13 protein-coding genes are annotated in these 16,409 nt (G+C 71.0%); 10 read left to right on the top strand and 3 right to left on the bottom strand.

What is annotated here, in order from left to right; genetic code table 11:
- Nucleotides 1–473 (bottom strand): hypothetical protein (locus ACTWPW_RS59010; protein ID WP_443174223.1); only part of this gene is annotated, 473 nt, incomplete at its 3' end.
- Between the two features lie 263 nt (nucleotides 474–736).
- On the opposite strand from ACTWPW_RS59010, the gene ACTWPW_RS59005 reads away from it, so the two are divergent.
- From ACTWPW_RS59005 to ACTWPW_RS58965, 9 genes are all read left to right on the top strand, one after another.
- Nucleotides 737–2,395, top strand: coding sequence for a relaxase domain-containing protein (locus ACTWPW_RS59005; protein WP_443174222.1), 1,659 nt, complete (start codon nucleotides 737–739; stop codon nucleotides 2,393–2,395).
- The gene (locus ACTWPW_RS59000) at nucleotides 2,332–3,354 is read left to right on the top strand and encodes a helix-turn-helix domain-containing protein (protein WP_443174221.1); all 1,023 of its coding nucleotides are present in this window, start codon (nucleotides 2,332–2,334) and stop codon (nucleotides 3,352–3,354) included. The genes ACTWPW_RS59005 and ACTWPW_RS59000 overlap by 64 nt, the downstream gene beginning before the upstream one ends.
- Nucleotides 3,355–3,793: 439 nt before the next feature.
- Complete coding sequence (locus tag ACTWPW_RS58995; protein WP_443174220.1) at nucleotides 3,794–4,582, top strand: helix-turn-helix domain-containing protein; 789 nt, start codon at nucleotides 3,794–3,796, stop codon at nucleotides 4,580–4,582.
- 7 nt (nucleotides 4,583–4,589) lie between these two features.
- On the top strand, nucleotides 4,590–5,825 hold the full coding sequence (locus ACTWPW_RS58990) for a M20 family metallopeptidase (protein ID WP_443174219.1): 1,236 nt from the start codon (nucleotides 4,590–4,592) through the stop codon (nucleotides 5,823–5,825).
- 158 nt (nucleotides 5,826–5,983) lie between these two features.
- The gene (locus ACTWPW_RS58985; protein WP_443174218.1) at nucleotides 5,984–6,130 is read left to right on the top strand and encodes a lasso RiPP family leader peptide-containing protein; all 147 of its coding nucleotides are present in this window, start codon (nucleotides 5,984–5,986) and stop codon (nucleotides 6,128–6,130) included.
- A gap of 3 nt (nucleotides 6,131–6,133) precedes the next feature.
- Nucleotides 6,134–7,999 (top strand): asparagine synthase-related protein, encoded by a 1,866-nt coding sequence (locus ACTWPW_RS58980; protein WP_443174217.1) that lies wholly within the window; start codon nucleotides 6,134–6,136, stop codon nucleotides 7,997–7,999.
- Nucleotides 7,999–8,250, top strand: a complete 252-nt coding sequence (locus ACTWPW_RS58975) for a PqqD family protein (RefSeq protein WP_443174216.1) — start codon at nucleotides 7,999–8,001, stop codon at nucleotides 8,248–8,250. The genes ACTWPW_RS58980 and ACTWPW_RS58975 overlap by 1 nt, the downstream gene beginning before the upstream one ends.
- On the top strand, nucleotides 8,250–8,687 hold the full coding sequence (locus ACTWPW_RS58970) for a lasso peptide biosynthesis B2 protein (protein WP_443174215.1): 438 nt from the start codon (nucleotides 8,250–8,252) through the stop codon (nucleotides 8,685–8,687). Before ACTWPW_RS58975 ends, ACTWPW_RS58970 begins: the two co-directional genes overlap by 1 nt.
- A complete protein-coding gene (locus tag ACTWPW_RS58965) occupies nucleotides 8,688–9,815 on the top strand; it encodes a methyltransferase domain-containing protein (protein WP_443174214.1) in 1,128 nt (375 codons plus the stop codon).
- 831 nt (nucleotides 9,816–10,646) lie between these two features.
- Here ACTWPW_RS58965 and ACTWPW_RS58960 read toward each other — a convergent pair.
- Nucleotides 10,647–12,218: a hypothetical protein gene (locus ACTWPW_RS58960; RefSeq protein WP_443174213.1), complete on the bottom strand. Its 1,572-nt coding sequence runs from the start codon at nucleotides 12,216–12,218 to the stop codon at nucleotides 10,647–10,649.
- Nucleotides 12,219–13,812: 1,594 nt separating this feature from the next.
- Here ACTWPW_RS58960 and ACTWPW_RS58955 point away from each other — a divergent pair.
- Nucleotides 13,813–15,369 carry a hypothetical protein gene (locus ACTWPW_RS58955; RefSeq protein WP_443174212.1) on the top strand — a complete coding sequence of 519 codons (1,557 nt, stop codon included), beginning with the start codon at nucleotides 13,813–13,815 and terminating at the stop codon, nucleotides 15,367–15,369.
- 137 nt (nucleotides 15,370–15,506) lie between these two features.
- Here ACTWPW_RS58955 and ACTWPW_RS58950 read toward each other — a convergent pair whose 3' ends face one another.
- Nucleotides 15,507–16,229 carry a hypothetical protein gene (locus ACTWPW_RS58950; protein WP_443174211.1) on the bottom strand — a complete coding sequence of 241 codons (723 nt, stop codon included), beginning with the start codon at nucleotides 16,227–16,229 and terminating at the stop codon, nucleotides 15,507–15,509.
- Between the last annotated feature and the right edge of the window lie 180 nt (nucleotides 16,230–16,409).

Genomic DNA, 16,409 nt, shown 5'->3' with positions numbered 1-16,409 from the left:
CTCTCGGGCTGGCCGGTGGACTGGTAGAGGCCGGCGCGGGTGGCGGCGAGAGGTTCCAGCAGCGATGTCCAGCGCTCGTTCAGGGCGGTGCGTGCGGAGGCGTCGGTGACGGCGAGGAAGCTGAGGTGCCGAAGAGCGTGCAAGAGCACGTCCACGCTGCGGGGCGCCGGTGCTGCGGTGGGAGGGTGGGGGAGGGGACGGCCGGCGGCCGCGGCCCACGCGTCAGTGATCGCAAGGGATGCCCGCCATGTGCCGGGGACGATGGCGCCGTGGTGGTCGAGGGTGGCGATGTAGGTCAGCATGACCGCGCCTTCAACGGACCGCCAGCTGGTGGAATGCACGAGCCGGACGAGGTCGTCCACGCCGTGGTGGGCGAGCACGCGCTGCACGGCGGTGTGGGGGTCGCAGTCGATGTCGCCGGTCTGCCAGGCGTCGAGACCGCTGAGTAACCAGAGCCGATCGTGGTCGACCATCAGGGGCCAGACCTCGACCTGCACGCCCAAGGTGGGTGCGCGCCGACCGACCTGTCCGCACTCATTCTCTGACTGATCGTCAAATGTCATGTTAAGTTACGCTATCAGGCTCAATGGCGGTCATCTGGCCCTGGCCAGTCCCGCGCAGCGACGTCGGCCGCCTGGTGAGGTGTCCCCCTCTGGTGCTGGCCTGCCGTCAGCCCGGGCGGCTCAGGCACCGGCGAATGTGGCGAACGAGGACATCGACTGCGGGTGGAGGCGGCATGGCGAGGGTGACGGCGCTGGACAGTGCCGCCATGGTCAATCAGCGGCTGTTATCTCCCCATCCAGGTGTCGGGCGTGATCCGGCCTGGATCGGCTCGGGCCTGCGCGAGGTGGGGCTTGAAGCCGGTGCACCGTTGCTGGCGGAGCAGCACCCGGCGGCCGAGGCTCTGATGGAACGCCGTCACCCCCTCACGGGGGAACCGTTGGTCACGGCGAAGGTGGCCACGCATCCGCGCGCGAAGGTGGCCGCCGAACCCCTGCTGAAGGCGCTGCAGCAGACCGCAGCCGAACGAGCGACGACGGTGGAGGCGATGCTGGGCGAGGTGCCATGGGCGCAGGAGCGCTTCGCGCGGCTGGTGCGTGGAGTCCGGCGGGAACGTGACCGGCACCGGGTCCCGATCGCCGACGCAGAACGCCTGGCCGCGTGCGCCGCTGTGGACGTGGCGTTGGCCTATGACCGTGATCTTCTGCAAGCGGCCCGCGCATCTCGCCGGGCCCGGGTTGTTGTCAGGAATCGCGGCTTCGATCTCGGGATTGATGTGCCGAAGAGCATCTCGGTGCTGTACGCCTTAGCCGACGAGCAACTCGCTGCCGCCATGGAGGACGCGCTGGCGGCCGTGGAGGGATGGGCGGGCTACGGCCTGCGCGGACAACACGGCGGCGGCCGGTGGGCGCGGCGGGTACCGGGCACCGGCTTGTTGGGCTGGGCCCGCTGGACGGTGGCGGCATGGCCCGTGCCCGGGCACGTGGGTGACCCCTTTCTCGGGGCCCATCTCGTCCTGGCGAACCTGGTGCGCGGCACCGACGGCAGGTGGTCGGCGATGGGGGCCGGAGGCCGCGATCTGTACCGGCATGCTCACGCAGCCGGCGCCCTGGCGAACGCGCGGCTGCGGCGACTGCTGAGTGAACGGCATGGCATCGCCTGGAGCCGGCGGCCAGGCACCAGCGCACGGGAGATCGCCGGAGTCCCGGAACCGCTACGGATCCTGTTCTCCAAGCGGTACCGGCAGGCCTCCGCCGCCGTGGCCGAAGCCTTGGCAGCAGCTGGGCCTGACGGCCGGCTGAGCTTCAAGCAGCGCGATCGCAGCTCCTTGTGGAGCCGTGAATACGGCGACGGCGTCGCATCGCCGTTGGAGAACCTGCGTGCCTCCTGGCGCGATCAGGCACGCGCCATCGGCTACAACCCCCGGTCGGTGGCTCGATCCTGTCTGGGCGCCCTCGATGGCATGCTCGCGCGGCCTGCCCCGGCCGACATCGCCCCGCGCATGTGGCAGCGGGCCGCACCCCGGACGAGCTCCACGTCGGGCTTTTCCCGGGCCGAGGCGATGGCCTTGGTGCTGGGCGAGGTCCCCGACGGTGTCGACGGTGCCGCTGATGCGGCAGCTCTGACCGAGCAGGTGCTGCTCGGCAGCGGCGCGATCGAGTTACCGGCCCGCGAGGGCGACCATCTGTCCAACAGCCAGCGATATGCCTGGCCGTGGAGACATGCGGTGCTGAGCGGGAGAACGGAAGACGTGTCAGCCCCGAAGGCGTGTGAGGAGAGCGGTATCACATGTTTGATGATCGGTCAGGCATCGCTCGTTTCATCAGAGATGTGCGCGAGCGCGACAGGCAGAACCGCAGTCTTCGCAGCTTCAGTGAGGAGAACGTCGCTCTGAGGTTGGCCTGGGAGATGCGTCGGCGTGGCTGGTCGCAGGACCGGCTGGCTCAGGAATTGACGAACGCCGGGCAGGCCATGCCGCAATCGGCGATCTCGAAGATCGTGAACTCGATGCCGGACGGCCGCCGCCGCACGATCAGTGTCGACGAGGCGATCGCCATGGCCCGGGTGTTCGGGATCTCCGTGGAGGAACTCCTGCGGCCTCCGCACGGTGCCGAAGGGCGCGACCTGCACCGCCTCGGCCGCGTTGTCGTCTACGAGGGACGCGGTGTGCGGGAGCAGTGCGCCTACTTCATCTTCACCTGGGCGTGCTTGCGCTATCGGCTGAGCAGTCCCGAGGACCAGAAGGCTTACCGAAGGTATCTCAAGGCCAGGCGAGTCGACGCCGCCACGTCACGCGAGGGCATCGAGGCCTGGGTGGCAGAGCGGACTTGGCAGAAGGCACAGGCGGCCTACACGATGCTCGAACAGGTCGTGCAGGCCTTGGGCGAGGAGTCGGACCTGACACCGCCGAGCCAAGACCGCCGATGGCGGCACAGCGTCGTGGCTGACCTTGTCCACTTGCGTCACCTGTTCGCCGACCAGATCCCCAGCACGGAGAGCAGGTCAGTGCCGCTGCTGATCGAACAGGACGCGCCCCTGTTGATCCGCACGGGAGTTCTGCAGGCCGCTCTGCCCGTGATCGACGCCTACGCCCAAGACATACCGTGCCCTACCGACGACGTCGTGGCCGACATCGACAAGCGACTTCGCGACATCATCGACCGTAAGCCGCACGACCGGCTGGACCATCTCGAGAGCCTCGCGGCACGGATCGCCTTGCGCTGGAAGGGTGATGAAGGCACGCAGCAGCAACGGGAACTCGCCGCTGAGCTGGGAGCCAACAGTGAGGACTACGCCGACGCCCTGACGATTGGTTCCATCGTCCGAGGCACTGGCCGTGCATGGCGGCCTTGATCGTCACCCAGGTTAGGCGGCGCACTCCAAGCAGATCCGCTGATGGTTCCGCTCAGCAGTGTTGGCTACGGTGGTGCATGAGGACAGCGCCAGTTTGGAGCACTGTAACTCCAGCCCAGTCCCTTCCTGCGCGCGGCGGCCCGTCACCCGGCGGCCACTCGGGAGCGAGGATCGAGTGCACGACCGAGTCGCGCCCTCGGACGCGACCTTGATGTGTCCGCGGCATCACGCCTTCCTCGACCATGCCGGCCCTGGGGGTGACCCGCGCTGACGCCGTGTCGTCCGGGTTGCGAGCGCCCCAGATCCGGTAGACGTCGACGGGGTAGGAAGGCGAAACATCCTGCTGCGGAGCGTGAAGAGGGGCATCATCGGGGTGCCAGCGCAGGCAGCTGGCAGCGTGGATTCCTGTGTGGATCTCTGTGCCGGAAGGAGGCTGGGCATGCCTGGTCGTGGGTCGGGGTGGAGCCGCGAGCCCTCGCCGCTGCGTCAGGCGCGGCTGGCACGCAACTGGACGTTGGAGAATGTGGTCGAGGAGATCGACTTGCGGACGCCGGGCGGGCTGTCGGGGGTGACGCCGAGCATGGTGTCGGGCTGGGAGCTGGGCCGGCACACGACCAGCATCGGTCATCGCAAGACGTTATGTGAGATCTACGGGCGGGCGCCGCGGGAGCTGTTCGCCTTCCAGGACGAGCAGTTGCCGGCGCAGGCCGGGCTGGGCCTGCTGACCGGGTTCGCCGAGCTGCAGCAGGCGATGCTGGCGACGGTGCAGGGCGCGCAGGGGTGCCTGGTGGTGACCGGGTCGCGCTCGCGTGATGCGGGGTATCTGGAGGCGACCGAGGCGGTGCTGGCCGAGCGGCCAGCCCTGGTCTACTACCGGGTGCTGTTCGGGCCGCCGCACCACCAGGTGCTCAAGGACCATCTGCTGCGGCTGCTGCGGCTACGGGACCCGCGTGATCGCGGCCTCGGGGTCAAGACACTGCATCTGGGGCTGGTGGAGGACACGGTGACGATACCGGAACGGTGGTTTTGCGCCAGCGAGTCCATGGCCGTGGTGCCGATTCCGTCGCTGACCTCGCATGAGGCGTTCGACTCGGGTGTGGTGCTGGGGGCGGTGCCGGCCGCCCGGCTGCTGGATCATGGCAGGCAGGCGTACGCCGCGGCCCGCCGGGTGGAGACGGCGGCGGAGGTCGCCGCGTTGGACGTGCTGGTGCCGGAACGGAGCGGGTGAGGGCCGAATGCGAGAGCGTGCCAAGGACACCTTTGAGGATGGCGGTGGCGGCCACCTGGACCCGGTGCGCGCCGCGCGCCAGGACCACGACAGCGTGGTGGAGCTGACCCGGGAGCTGGTACGCGTGCCGAGCCGGGGCGGCATCGACGCCTACGAGCCGGTGCTGGAACACATGGTGTCGTGGCTGGCCGCTCATGACCTGCCCTGCGCGCGCCTGGCCGGGCCGGACGGGGGGCCGGTGGCGCTGGTATGCGAGGTGTCCGGCGCAGACACGGGTCCCCGGTACGTGCTGGACGCTTGCCTGGACACCGCGCCGTTCGGCGATGAGGCGGCCTGGACCCACCCGCCCACCTCCGCGGAAGTCCAGGACGGGTGGCTGCACGGCCGCGGCTCCTCGGACTCCAAGGCGGGGGCGGCGATCTTCGCTCACATCGCCGCCCGCCTTCGTCAGGCGGCCCGCACCTGGCGGGGCAGCGTGGTGCTGCTGTTCGACGTCGATGAGCACACCGGCGGCTTCGGCGGCGCGAAAGCCTACTTCGAAGGGCAAGCCGCGGCCGGTCACATCGATGGGGTGATGATCGGTTACCCCGGGCTGGACCACGTCGTGACCGGTGGCCGCGGTGTGCTGCGCGCCCGCGTGGGAGTGCACGGCATCGCCGCGCACTCGGGCGGCAGCAAGAGCGCGCCGTCGGCCATCGTCAAGGCGGCCGAGGTGATCCAGCGGCTGCACCAGGCGCCACTGCCGCAAGGCAGCGGGCCCGCCTTCCCGCTGCCGCCGAAGCTGACCGTCACCGCAATCCACGGCGGCGAGGGCTACTCCACCATCCCCGACCTGTGCGTGCTAAACGTCGATGTCCGCCTCACCCCGCTGTTCGAGGCCGAGCAGGCGCTGGCCCTGCTGGACTCGACCCTGACCCGCCTGGACGCGGACTGGCCGGACACCCCACCGACCGACCTGGCCGTCACCACCCACTGGCCCGCCTTCGCCCTGCCCGAGCATGAGCCGCTGCGCGCGGCGCTGCTGGCGGCGGCCAAGGCCACGGGGCTTCACCCGCAGGCCAAGGTGGCTGGGCCGTCCAACATCGGCAACTACCTGGCGGGGCTGAACATCCCCGCTCTGGCCGGGTTCGGCGTGGACTACCGGGGCCTGCACGCCACCGACGAACGGATCCGCCTGGACTCCATCCCGCCCGTCCAGGCCGCCTACCACCGGGCGCTGCTGTCGCTGCTGCCGGCCTACTGACCGGCGGCGGGCGCGGACGCGACGCCAGTGCGTCGACAACGGCCCGACAACGGGAGCGCTGGCCCACCTTCCGGCCGTGCGTGACGGTGTTTCTACTGGCAGTCGCCCTGCTGCCGCGGGGCGGGCGGCCGCGCCACCCCCGTCACCTGGAGGATGAGATGGATCACCACGCAACCACCCCCATGCCGGTCGGCTATGAGGCCCCGCAGCTGAGCCGCGTCGGCTCGTTCGCGAGCAGCACGCTGGGCAGCTACAGCAAGGACACCAGCGACGACTCCGACGCCGGCCAGTACTACACCAGCTGAACCATGGACACCGCCGAGCAGAGCGCCTGGTTCGTGGCCCTGCCCGACGCGGCCACCGCGCGGGCGGCCGGTGCCATGCCGGCCGCCCGCGGCGGCGTGCTCGCCCGCCACCCCTCAGGCAGGCCGTGGATCATCGGCCATGGCTACCCGCCCTCGGCCGTGCCTCCCGGGCAAGGCCGAGGGAACGGCCTCGGGCACGGTACCGCCCTGCGCCTGGCCGCGGCGGGCCGGTTGCGGGTGGCCGTCGCCGGGTTCTGCCCCGTCCCCGCCGGACCGCTCCAGCACGCCGTCGCCCGGGCCGAGCGCGGTGGCCATGTTGAGGACCTGTTGTGGCTGCCGGGCAGCTTCCACCTGATCACCTGCGACGACGGGCAGATCAGCCTGTACGGGGACGTGGCGGGCCTGCGGCGGCTCTACCACACTCGCCTCGACGGCCTGCCCGTGGCGGGCGATCGGGCCGTCGCGCTGGCGGCGCTGGCCGGTGGCGCGCTGGATGAGCGCTGGCTGGCCGCCCGGTTGTTGAGCCCGGAGATGCCCGCCGATCTGCTGTGGTCGCGCCTGTCGCCCTACCGCGAGGTGGTGCCGGTCCCGCCCGGCCACCGCTTGCACCTGGACCACGACGGCGCCACCGTCTCCTGCTACTGGCGGCCGCCGGAGGCCGTACTGCCGCTGCCGGAGGGCGCCGACGTGCTGCGCACGGCAGTGTCTCGGGCGGTCGAGGTCTCCGTGTCCGGGGCGGAACGGGCCAGCGTGCAACTGTCCGGCGGCTGGGACTCGGCCGCCCTGGCCGCGCTGGCCTGCCGGTCCCGTCCCGCCGGCGGCACGCTGCTGCTCACCGTCGCCTCGGCCACGGCCGACAACCCGGATGTGCGTTGGGCCCGCCGCACCGCCGCCCGGCTCGGCCCGGCCGAGCACCGGGTCCTCGACGCCGCCTGCTACCCGCAGCTGTTCGACGGCCTGGACGAGCCGATCACGCTGGACGAGCCCGCCTCGTTCACCGTCTCCTATGCCCGCGTCCGGCACCTGGCGGAGGTACTGACCTGCTTCGGCAGCCGCGGCCACCTGAATGGCCAAGGAGGCGACGAAGTGCTGCTCGCGCCCTTGGCCTACCTGGCGGCCCTGTGGCGGCGGCCCGTCCTGGCCTGGCATCACCTGCGCGGCTACGCCGCCCTGTCCGGCGTCGGCACGATGCCGCTGCTGACCGGCCTGCTGCGCGGCCGGGGCCGCTCTTCATGGCAGGGCGGTCGCCGTAGCGCACTGAGGTGGGCACCGGCCGCTGACCGGGCGAGGCTGGTTACCGGGTGGGAAGCCGTGCCCTGGCTGCCGCCGTGGGCCACCGCGGCCGCCGCTGAGCACGTGGCCGCGCTGCTGGACACGCTTGACCCGCCCGCGGGCGACGCGGTCATGCACGCCACCGTGACGCGGATCCGCGCCTGTGCCCGCCGGGCCGCCGCCTACCGCGACGCGCTCGCCCAGCACGACGTGCCCGCCCATTTCCCGTACTTCGACCGGGCCGTCGTCGAGGCGTGCCTGGCCACCCGGCCCGAGCAGCGCACCACTCCCTACCGGCCCAAACCGCTGCTGGCCGCCGCGCTGGAACCGATCGCCCCCGGCCTGCTGGCACGGCGGGACAAGGGGCACCACAACCACGACCTGCACGCCGGGCTGGCCGCGCACACCCCGCACCTGCTGGAGCTGTTCGGCGATGAGTGCGTCCTGGCCCGCGCTGGCCTTATCGACGCGCCCGCGCTGCGCCGGGCCCTGACCGGCACCGGCCCGTCCAGCGTGGCCGGCGGCCTGCCGCTGGCGTTCGTGACCGACACCGTCGCCGTGGAGCTGTGGCTGCGCCACCAGATCGGAGGTACGTGATGTCCTGGCACCTGGCCCCCGCCGTACGCCGGACCGGCGCGCTGCTGTTCGACGGCGCCGGCGGCGGCTATTTCGCCCTCAACCACACCGCCGCGCAGACGCTGGAGGTGCTGCTGAGGGGCGGCACGTGCGAGCAGGCCGCCCACGAGCTCGCCGCGGCGTACAGCATCGACGCCGAACGCGCTCGCGTCGACGTGGCGGTGCTGGTGGCCGAGCTGACCGGCCGGAACCTGCTGACGGGGCAGGCGTGATGAGCACCCTGGTCGCGCTGCCCGAACCCATCGGCTTGTCGATCCGCGAGCAGGTGCGCGGCCGTGCGGCGCTGCTGGCCACCTGGCTGCTGCTGGCCCGCTACCGCCACCGGCCCGGGCGGCTGGCCAGTCGGCTGGCCGCCCGCGCACGCCACCGGGCGCCGGCCACCGCGCAGCAGGCCCGCCACGCCCAGGCCGTGATCACCACGCTCAGCCTGCGCTGCGGCAGCGGCCGCGGCTGCCTGCCTCGCTCGATCGCCACCGCGCTGGCCTGCCGCGCGCTGTATCGGACCTGGCCCACCTGGCGCGTTGGCATGCGCTACCCGCCGCTGATGTCCCACGCTTGGGTGCAGGCCGACGGCCAGCCCGTCGGCGAGGACCCCGAGGTCATCGCCGCCTACACGCCGACCTTCACCGTCGCCCCGGAAGGAGCCTGAATGACCACCGCCCCCGCCGCCGAGAGCACGGCCGGCCGGATGGCCCGCCTGGCCGAGCAGCTGCGCGAGCTCGGCGCCACCCGCACCGACGCCGTCCACCAGGCGTTCGCCACCGTGCCCCGCCACCTGTTCATCACCGGCTTCTACACCGGCGGTGACGCCTACACCCGCCTCGGCGACCCGCCCGGCGACGACCTGCTCGACCAGATCTACTCCGATGTCGCGCTGATGACGCATCGGCCCAGCGACGCGGCTGGCCGCCCCTCCTCGGCCTCGATGCCGCGCGTGGTGGCCCGCATGCTGGAGGCCCTGCAACTTCGGCCGGGCTTGCGGGTGCTGGAGATCGGCGCGGGCACCGGGTACAACGCGGCGCTGATCGCCGCCATCACCGGCGCCCACGTGGTCAGCGTGGACATCAGCGACGTCATCGTCGTCGAAGCGGCCGCGGCCCTGCGGCGCGCCGGCGCGGTGACCGCGGCCGCGTACGTGGCCGATGGCTACCTTGGCCACCCCGAGCGCGGCCCCTACGACCGGATCATCGCCACCTGCGGCATCACCGGCATCTCCCCGCACTGGCTGCACCAGCTCGCCCCCGGCGGGCTCATCCTGGCCCCCATCGCCCACGCCGGATTCCACCCCACCCTGGCGGTCACCGTCGATGACGACGGGCAACCCACCGGACGCGGCGTGCTGTCCAGCGACTTCATGGCCGCCGGCGGCCCCCTGTACGGCTGGGCCGCCGACCAGGCACCACCGCCCGGCGAGGTGCCCGCCGACGGCGACCTGACCGTCTGGCCGGACGCCGCTCCCGCCTTGGCCGACGACCGCTACTTCGACCTGTGGTTCGCCCTCGGCGCCGCCGACACGCGCATCACTCGCGCCTACACTCCCGGCCTGGATGCCACCCTGGGCATGGTGTGCCTGCACGAGCCCGGCCGCGGCACCGCCTGGATGCAACGCGACGGCGCCATCCGCTTCACCGGTTCCCAGGACATCGCCCATCAGTTGACCGCCCTCATCCAGCCATGGGACAGCGCCGACCGGCCGCGCATCACCGACTGGACGGTCGGCTTCGCCCGGTCCGAAGCCGCCGAGCCGCTCTGGCATCCGACAGGCTGGGCACGATGACACTGGTTCGCCTCTCGGCCATGGGAGGCGAGAGCCTCACCGAACGCTGATGTTTGTCGGCTGGCGCGACCGGAAACGGGGCGGACGCGCCGACACGGCTGCCGCCGGCCAAGATTGATGGGGTGACCGCGCCTTCTTCTCCGACAACCCCCGGCTGGCAGGCCACTGCTCCCGGCGCCTGAGAGCCCGGACCGGGGGCGGCCAGCCGGATCGAAGGACCCGAAACGGCGCGAGCCCGTCCTGCCCGTCTCCTGCGCCCATGGCAGCTACCGTCAAACCCGGCCTCCCAGCACGCCTTGACTCCCGTCTGCCAGTAGCCGGACCGGTCCGGCCCGTTCGGTGGCCAGCCCACCTCACGGGCATGCCCGGCGTCGACCGGGTCGGCGCCCGGCACAGGCCGCCACAGCCGCACGCGGTAGAGCGTGCTGTGCGGGAGGTCTGGGTGGCGGAGAGGCTGGCATGGGGGCGGGCGGAAGACGATGGCGTCGTGGTCAGGGCGTGGTGCCTGCGGGGCCGCCGACCATGGCACGTGCAGCGAGAGGGGGCTTTGACTTGTTGCTGGCTCGGTGAGCCGAGCCGCCAGATCGGCGATCATCTGCGCCAGCAGGCTGCGGGTGTTGTCCCGTCGGACGACCTGCGGGCCGGCCTTGTCGAGGTCAGCCGGCCAGCCATGCCTTCATCGTGGATGAGTTCAGCCGCTTGGTCATCAAGCGGCCTGCCGGCCTTGGAGGAAGGCGGCTCCATCGAGGTCAGTGGCCCTTCGCCGGAGCGGAGAAGGCGGTGTTGATCACACCGCTGCCGAGCCTGTCCTACATCGGGGGAGGGCCGAGATCATCGTGATCTTCCCCGGCTGTCGATGTCGTCGGAGAGAGGTAGCCACTGGTGTAGCCAGTCGAGGTCGAGCAGCACGTGATCGGGCACTTGTGCGGGCAGGGCAGGCGTCTCACGGGCCAGCAGGTCGAGCCCGTCGTGGGTGCGGGATGCCAGGACCTTGAGCATGCCCGCGGCGTGGTGTTCGGCCAGGGGGCGGGGATCCGGGCCGGCATCGCCCATGCCTTCGAGGTAGGCGAGGGCGAGCGGAGTCACGACGACGGCGTGCGAGGTGAGGTAGGAGATGAAGGCTTCATCGGTGGGCGGCGCGGTGTTGGCGGGAGCGTCCGGGTCGGGAAGAGGCACATCCGACCGGTGCAGAAGGTGGGCCACGATGCTGTTGCTCATTCCGGCCGCGGAGGTATGGGGGAGTACGGGCCACAGCAGTGGAGGTCGGCCGCCGGCATGGTGGGTGCGCTCTGCGCGGTGTTGATCCCGCACCGCGCGCAGGATGTCGTTGAGGTCGAAGATGCGTGGCTGGGCGTGAGGGCGTGAGTTCTTGGTGCGCGGGTCCAGCAGGCCACCGCTGGCCGGCAGCCGGAGCTCCCGTGGGCGGGTGCGCAGATCTGTGATCGCTTCGGCGGCCGCGAACTGCGCGGCAGCCAGGGTCGGCTCGGTGGCGCCGCAGTATTGCTGGAAGACTCCACCGGCGGTCCAGCCCACCTCCCAATACATGGGCTGGTGCTCTCTGGCGTGCGGGGAAGCGGTGCAGAAGGGAGCCAGCCTGCGCAGCTCGGCGGGGGATACACGGTGTGGGGTGACGCGCGCGTGCAAGGGCTGCGGTGCGCCCGGTACGCGGCACCATGCCAGCGCGATCAGCGGATCGGTGTCCTTGCGGGCCTCGCGATGGTAGCCGTCGGGTGGGCACCACCACGCCACCGGGACCACCGGTCCCTCGGTGATCCGCAGGAAGAGATCTCCCAGTGTCGCCACACGAGCCCGCACGGCGCGGTGCAGGACACCCTGCGCTGCGACGTCGTCCAGGTCGGGATCGGGCAGTGCGCCCCAGACGCGGTGCGCGAAGGAGTGCTCGTCTTCGCCGGCCTGTTCAGGCTCATCCAACCGGCGCAACTGTGAGCGGCTTGTCGTGTTGGCGGGTCTGCGACGCCCGGCCTGGAAGGCTTCTCGTATGGCGGTGTCGACCTCACCCCGGGTGACCTGCAGGTCGACGGCGGCCTGGCGGAGGATGGGCGGCGACAAGCGGGAGATGCGTACATCGATCGCGGCGATCGCATCGAGGAGAGACTGTGGCATGGGCCTCGACCGGCCGTCGAGTGCCGGATGCCGTTCCGCGGCGGTGCGGAGATCGTGTGGGGTGATCAGCACTCCCGGTTCGGCCTCGTCCAGCCGGGACGTGATGGTCTTGATGAGCTCCCGTGCTGGCCCGTGGCCGGGGATCGGCCAGCCGGCCAGCCGGGACAAGGGTCCCACGAGGTTCTGCGGTGACCGCGGCTCGACGCACAGTACCCGTGCCGCCCGTTCTAAGCGTCCCATGAGGTGCTCCACCACCGTTTCGTGCCAGCCGGTCGCCATCGTGCACCGGACGCTCGCCCAAGGGCCGGCACCTGAACTGCCCAGCCGATCGGACGCGGACTGCGCCCGATCCAGAGGTGCCCCGCCTTGCCCGAGGTGTGCATCGAGGTTCGGCATCGGACAACTCCCTGCGGCTGAGTGCCGGCCACACTTCAATCCGTCACCACCACGTTACTGACCGATAGAGGTTGCGTGCTGGTCTTCATCGCAGATGCTCACAAGTGGGGCAACGTTGGTACATCGGCAGCCTTCCGTGCCGGACTCCGGGGCTGAGGGGACGGCAGCGGCTCGGGCGCGCGATGAAGACAGGTGCAGCTGATGTCACCTGGGCCACCGGCCGGGCGGTCATCGCCGTGGCGAGCCGGCGGATGGGCGGCTCCTACTGTGCGTTGTGTCTCGGGGCTCATGGCTGGCGTCCAACCACACGAGGTCGTACCGCAGTTGCCTGGTGTCCCGTTCGAGATGGGCGCTAGGATCCACGTGGGCATGCCGCGTACGCCCCCGGGCCGTCGATGAGGTCCCACGCCTTCGCCGACACCGATTCCCGGTCGAAGGGCTTTCGAGTCCCGCGCAGAACGTGCTGCCCGGATTCGGACCTGACGAACCGGCGGTCGGCGTGGGGGACCGCCGGGGACGTGAGCCGATCATGCCCAAGAACCAGCCCACCGCCGCGCAGCGCGCCCGTCGGCTGCAAGCCGCGAACGGCGGCCGCTACACCGACATCCTGCACGCTCTGGCGACCTCGGCCGACGAGAGTGCGAGGTGGCGCGCGGACGATTGGCTGCAGACGATCGTGGCGCACCTTCAGGAACTGGGTGGCCGGGCTCTGCGCTCGACCGGGAATTCGGCCAGTACTACGCCTACTGCGGCCCCGTGCAGCTGCAGACCAGACGCGACACCGACGATGCCGATGCCCAGGACGGCGACGCTGACCCGGACGATCCTCGCTGGGCGCAGGAACCCTTGTGGCTGGGAATGCTCGCACCGCACGACGCCAGGGTCGACGACCTAGTCACAGGGGCCCGCGCCGGCGCCGAGACGCCGCAACAGATTGCCGCGCGCGTGGACGACGAACTCGCCCAGGCGCGGCTGCGGCGCGTTCAAGTTGCGGAGCCGGAATCAACAACGTCGTGCCCCATCTGCGGCGACCGCTACCCTGAGCATCACCTGCTGACCGTCAACGCCGAGGAGGACGCCGAGGAGGACGGTCTGCGACGTGCGTGTGGGACGCCGATCAACAGTGGGAGCCTGACCTGCCGTATCTGGCCGTGCAGATCGACCAGCTGCTGCGGGAGGACCTGTCGGCGCCCGCCGGCTGGGCTGCGGTCACCGCGCTGCTCGGCCTTACCTGCGGCGCGAATCTGGGCCGACGGCTGGAGCGTGAACTGCGGCGACGCGACGGCTTCCCGCTGGTCGGGGGATGGTGGAACCGGCCGCTGGAGGAGTCCTGGATTTGGCTGCCGCCACGTGAAGGGCGCCACCCGGCCCTGGCCCGCCTGGGTGCCGGAGCGAGCCTGGCCGCGATCACCCAGGCGCTGGAGCGATACGACCCCACGTTGCGCACGCAGGCTCAGCGGTGTGCCGGGACGCGCAGGTGCGCTGGCGTCCCGCCCTGTGGCCCGCGGCCGTCGCCTACGCCGTGGCGTTCACCACCCAGGCCGCCGAACGGGACCGGCACCGCAAGCCCGTCCACGTCGTCGGCTCCACCAGCGACGGCCTGTCCCGAATCGAGGCGCCGTTCGCCGTCACCGGCGACCCGGTCAACATCGAATCCGGGCTCCACGAACTCCTGGAGCGCCTGCTGTTCCCGCTGCTGCTGGGCCACGGCCTGCGCGACGAACCACGCGAGCCGCGCCGCACCTACGGCGCCGAACCCGAGGACGACCGTCCCGCGCGAGCACGGTCCGACGCCCGCCTCACGCACCAGACGGACCGATCCGCCCAAGTCGCCGTCGTGCTCGGCCGGATTCCCGGCGTAGCGAACGCTCAAGTGATCTGGGAGGGCAGCGCCAGACCGGCGCGTGACGGCGCGCCCCTGGGCACAACCGCCCCGGTTCATCACATGATCGACACACTTCGGCAGGCGGCACGGATCCAGATCGCCGAACAGATGTTTGACGGGGATGGCCCCATCTCCATGGTCGCGGACGCGGCCTGGAGCAAGGCCGGCTGGTGGATACCAGCTGACACCGCCGAGCACGCCATTCGCCAGGCCCACGACTTCCTCAACGGCCACCCGCAGGTAGACGTGCTGTGGGCCGGCCACCGGGGCCTCTACCCCGAACCGACGTGGGTCCGTACGCAGGTCCTCCAGGTCAACGAACGCGGCGCAGGAGACGTGCCGGGGCTGCGCGTGCTCAACGGTGAGTCTCTGCTCGCCATGCGACTGTCCGACATCGCGGTGATTCGTCGCGTAGAACCCGCCCCGACCGCCATCGCCGGATCCGCTCTCGGTAAGAACGAAGACAGCAGCCGGTACGACAGCGCGTACGTGATCGACCCGACCGCCGAGCAGGCGTGGCGGCTGGTTGGCCACAACATTCACCAGATCGCCCACCATCATCCCAAGGCATTGCGGGCCTTGGACCACCTGGCCGCCAAGTGCCGCGAACGCCTGTGGACGCTGCCCACCGAGCAGGGCCAGGACGTGACCGTGACGCTGTGGCTGCGGCTGAGCGACACCGAGGTCGCCTGCGACGACGACGCCTGCCAGGCCCGCACCACGTACCTGACTGACAACGGCTCAGGCGATGATGGGCGCCTGGCCTCGGGGCCCTTGCCCGACTTCGCCCGCGGCAACAGCGGTTTCGGCTATTTCACGTTCACCACTCACCCCCACGACGATGGAACCTGGGTGACATCGAAAGATCCCGCAGCCTGCACCTTGATGTGCACCGCGCTGGCCTTGCACGGCGGGCTCATGCGTGTCGATTGGATGGACTTCTCCGCCGCCGGCGCCGTGTCCATCGGCCACGCCTTCTGGGACGTGCGCGACTACCAGGCGACGGAAATCCGCCGCTCCGTGATCACCAGTGGACCGGACGGCATCACGGAGGCCAACACCGGCGCCCCCGGCTTCGCCTGGCCGCCGCTGCCGCCAGAGGTTGCGGCCGAGCTTGAACAGAAAACCCGACCCCGGCAGGCCTTTTAGCCCGGCCCGCGTGCGCGGTCGCATGTCCGGCCGCGCATGCGGATCGCAGCGTTGACGACTCCGGGAGCGGGCCCGCTGCTCCGCAGTCGCCGTGTGCTAGATGACCTTGCCCGACACTGTGTGAAGGGCCACGTCGATCAGCGGAACATCGGGGCGCGCAGCCGTCGCGCGCGCCCGTCGCCCATCGTCACCAGGGCATGCCCCACGGGCAGCGCCGCGATGGTCTCGGGGGCGACGCCGCCGGCCGCGGCCAGGAGTTCAGGGTCGTCGCGGTGCGAGTTGTACAGGTGCACGGTGGTGGCGCTGTGCCGCAGAATCGCCCGGGCGTCGCCGTCCGCGCGACGTTTGAGCACGTCGAGCGTGTTGACCGCGCTGAGCATGCCCACGTGCGGATTCGCCGCCACCGACGCGTAGGCCAGGGCCAGGTCGCCCATCGAAGCTCGGGGCGCGTCGCAGGTGTCCACGATGCACAGCGTCGGCCTGTCCACACCGGAGCCCGTCGGATAGTGCTCGGCCAATCCATTGTCGCCGCCGCGGAAACGCAGAACAGCGCCACCGGGCAGCCCCATTGCGGTGAACACCCGTCCGGGCTCCTCCGTGCGGATCCACCCGGTCGATCTCATGTCAGCGACGACGTCGGCCAGGGCCGGCCCGGCACCGCGTTCCCACACCCGGCCCATCCAGTCCAGATAGTCGACGTTGATGCCCCGCAGCAGCGCGGCACGAGCCAGCGGCACCAGCACACCCATGGTTTTGCCGGAGCGGGGCGTGCCCACCACCAAACCGCTGCCGGCGATGAGGTGCTCGGCTGTCAGCGCACGATCGAGTCGTTCGTGCTCCCTGAGGCGCCGAAGCAACATTCAGGCCAACCCCTCTCCGCGTCCGATTCGATGCTAGCGGCGATTGACCGCGATCTAATCCGAAAATCGGACAGTGACGGGGCAGGCGGCAGCGAACCCTGGCTTGCGGTGGTGGGTCAGGGTTGTTGAGTGGCGTGGCGGTCAGACGACTGGTTCGAGGGTCACGCGGTAGCCGAGGGC

The sequence above is a fragment of the Nonomuraea sp. KM90 genome, from assembly GCF_052246675.1.
Classification (GTDB): Bacteria; Actinomycetota; Actinomycetes; order Streptosporangiales; family Streptosporangiaceae; genus Nonomuraea.
The sequence above is the reverse complement of the archived record's forward strand: the minus strand, read 5'-3'. Positions and strand labels throughout refer to the sequence as shown.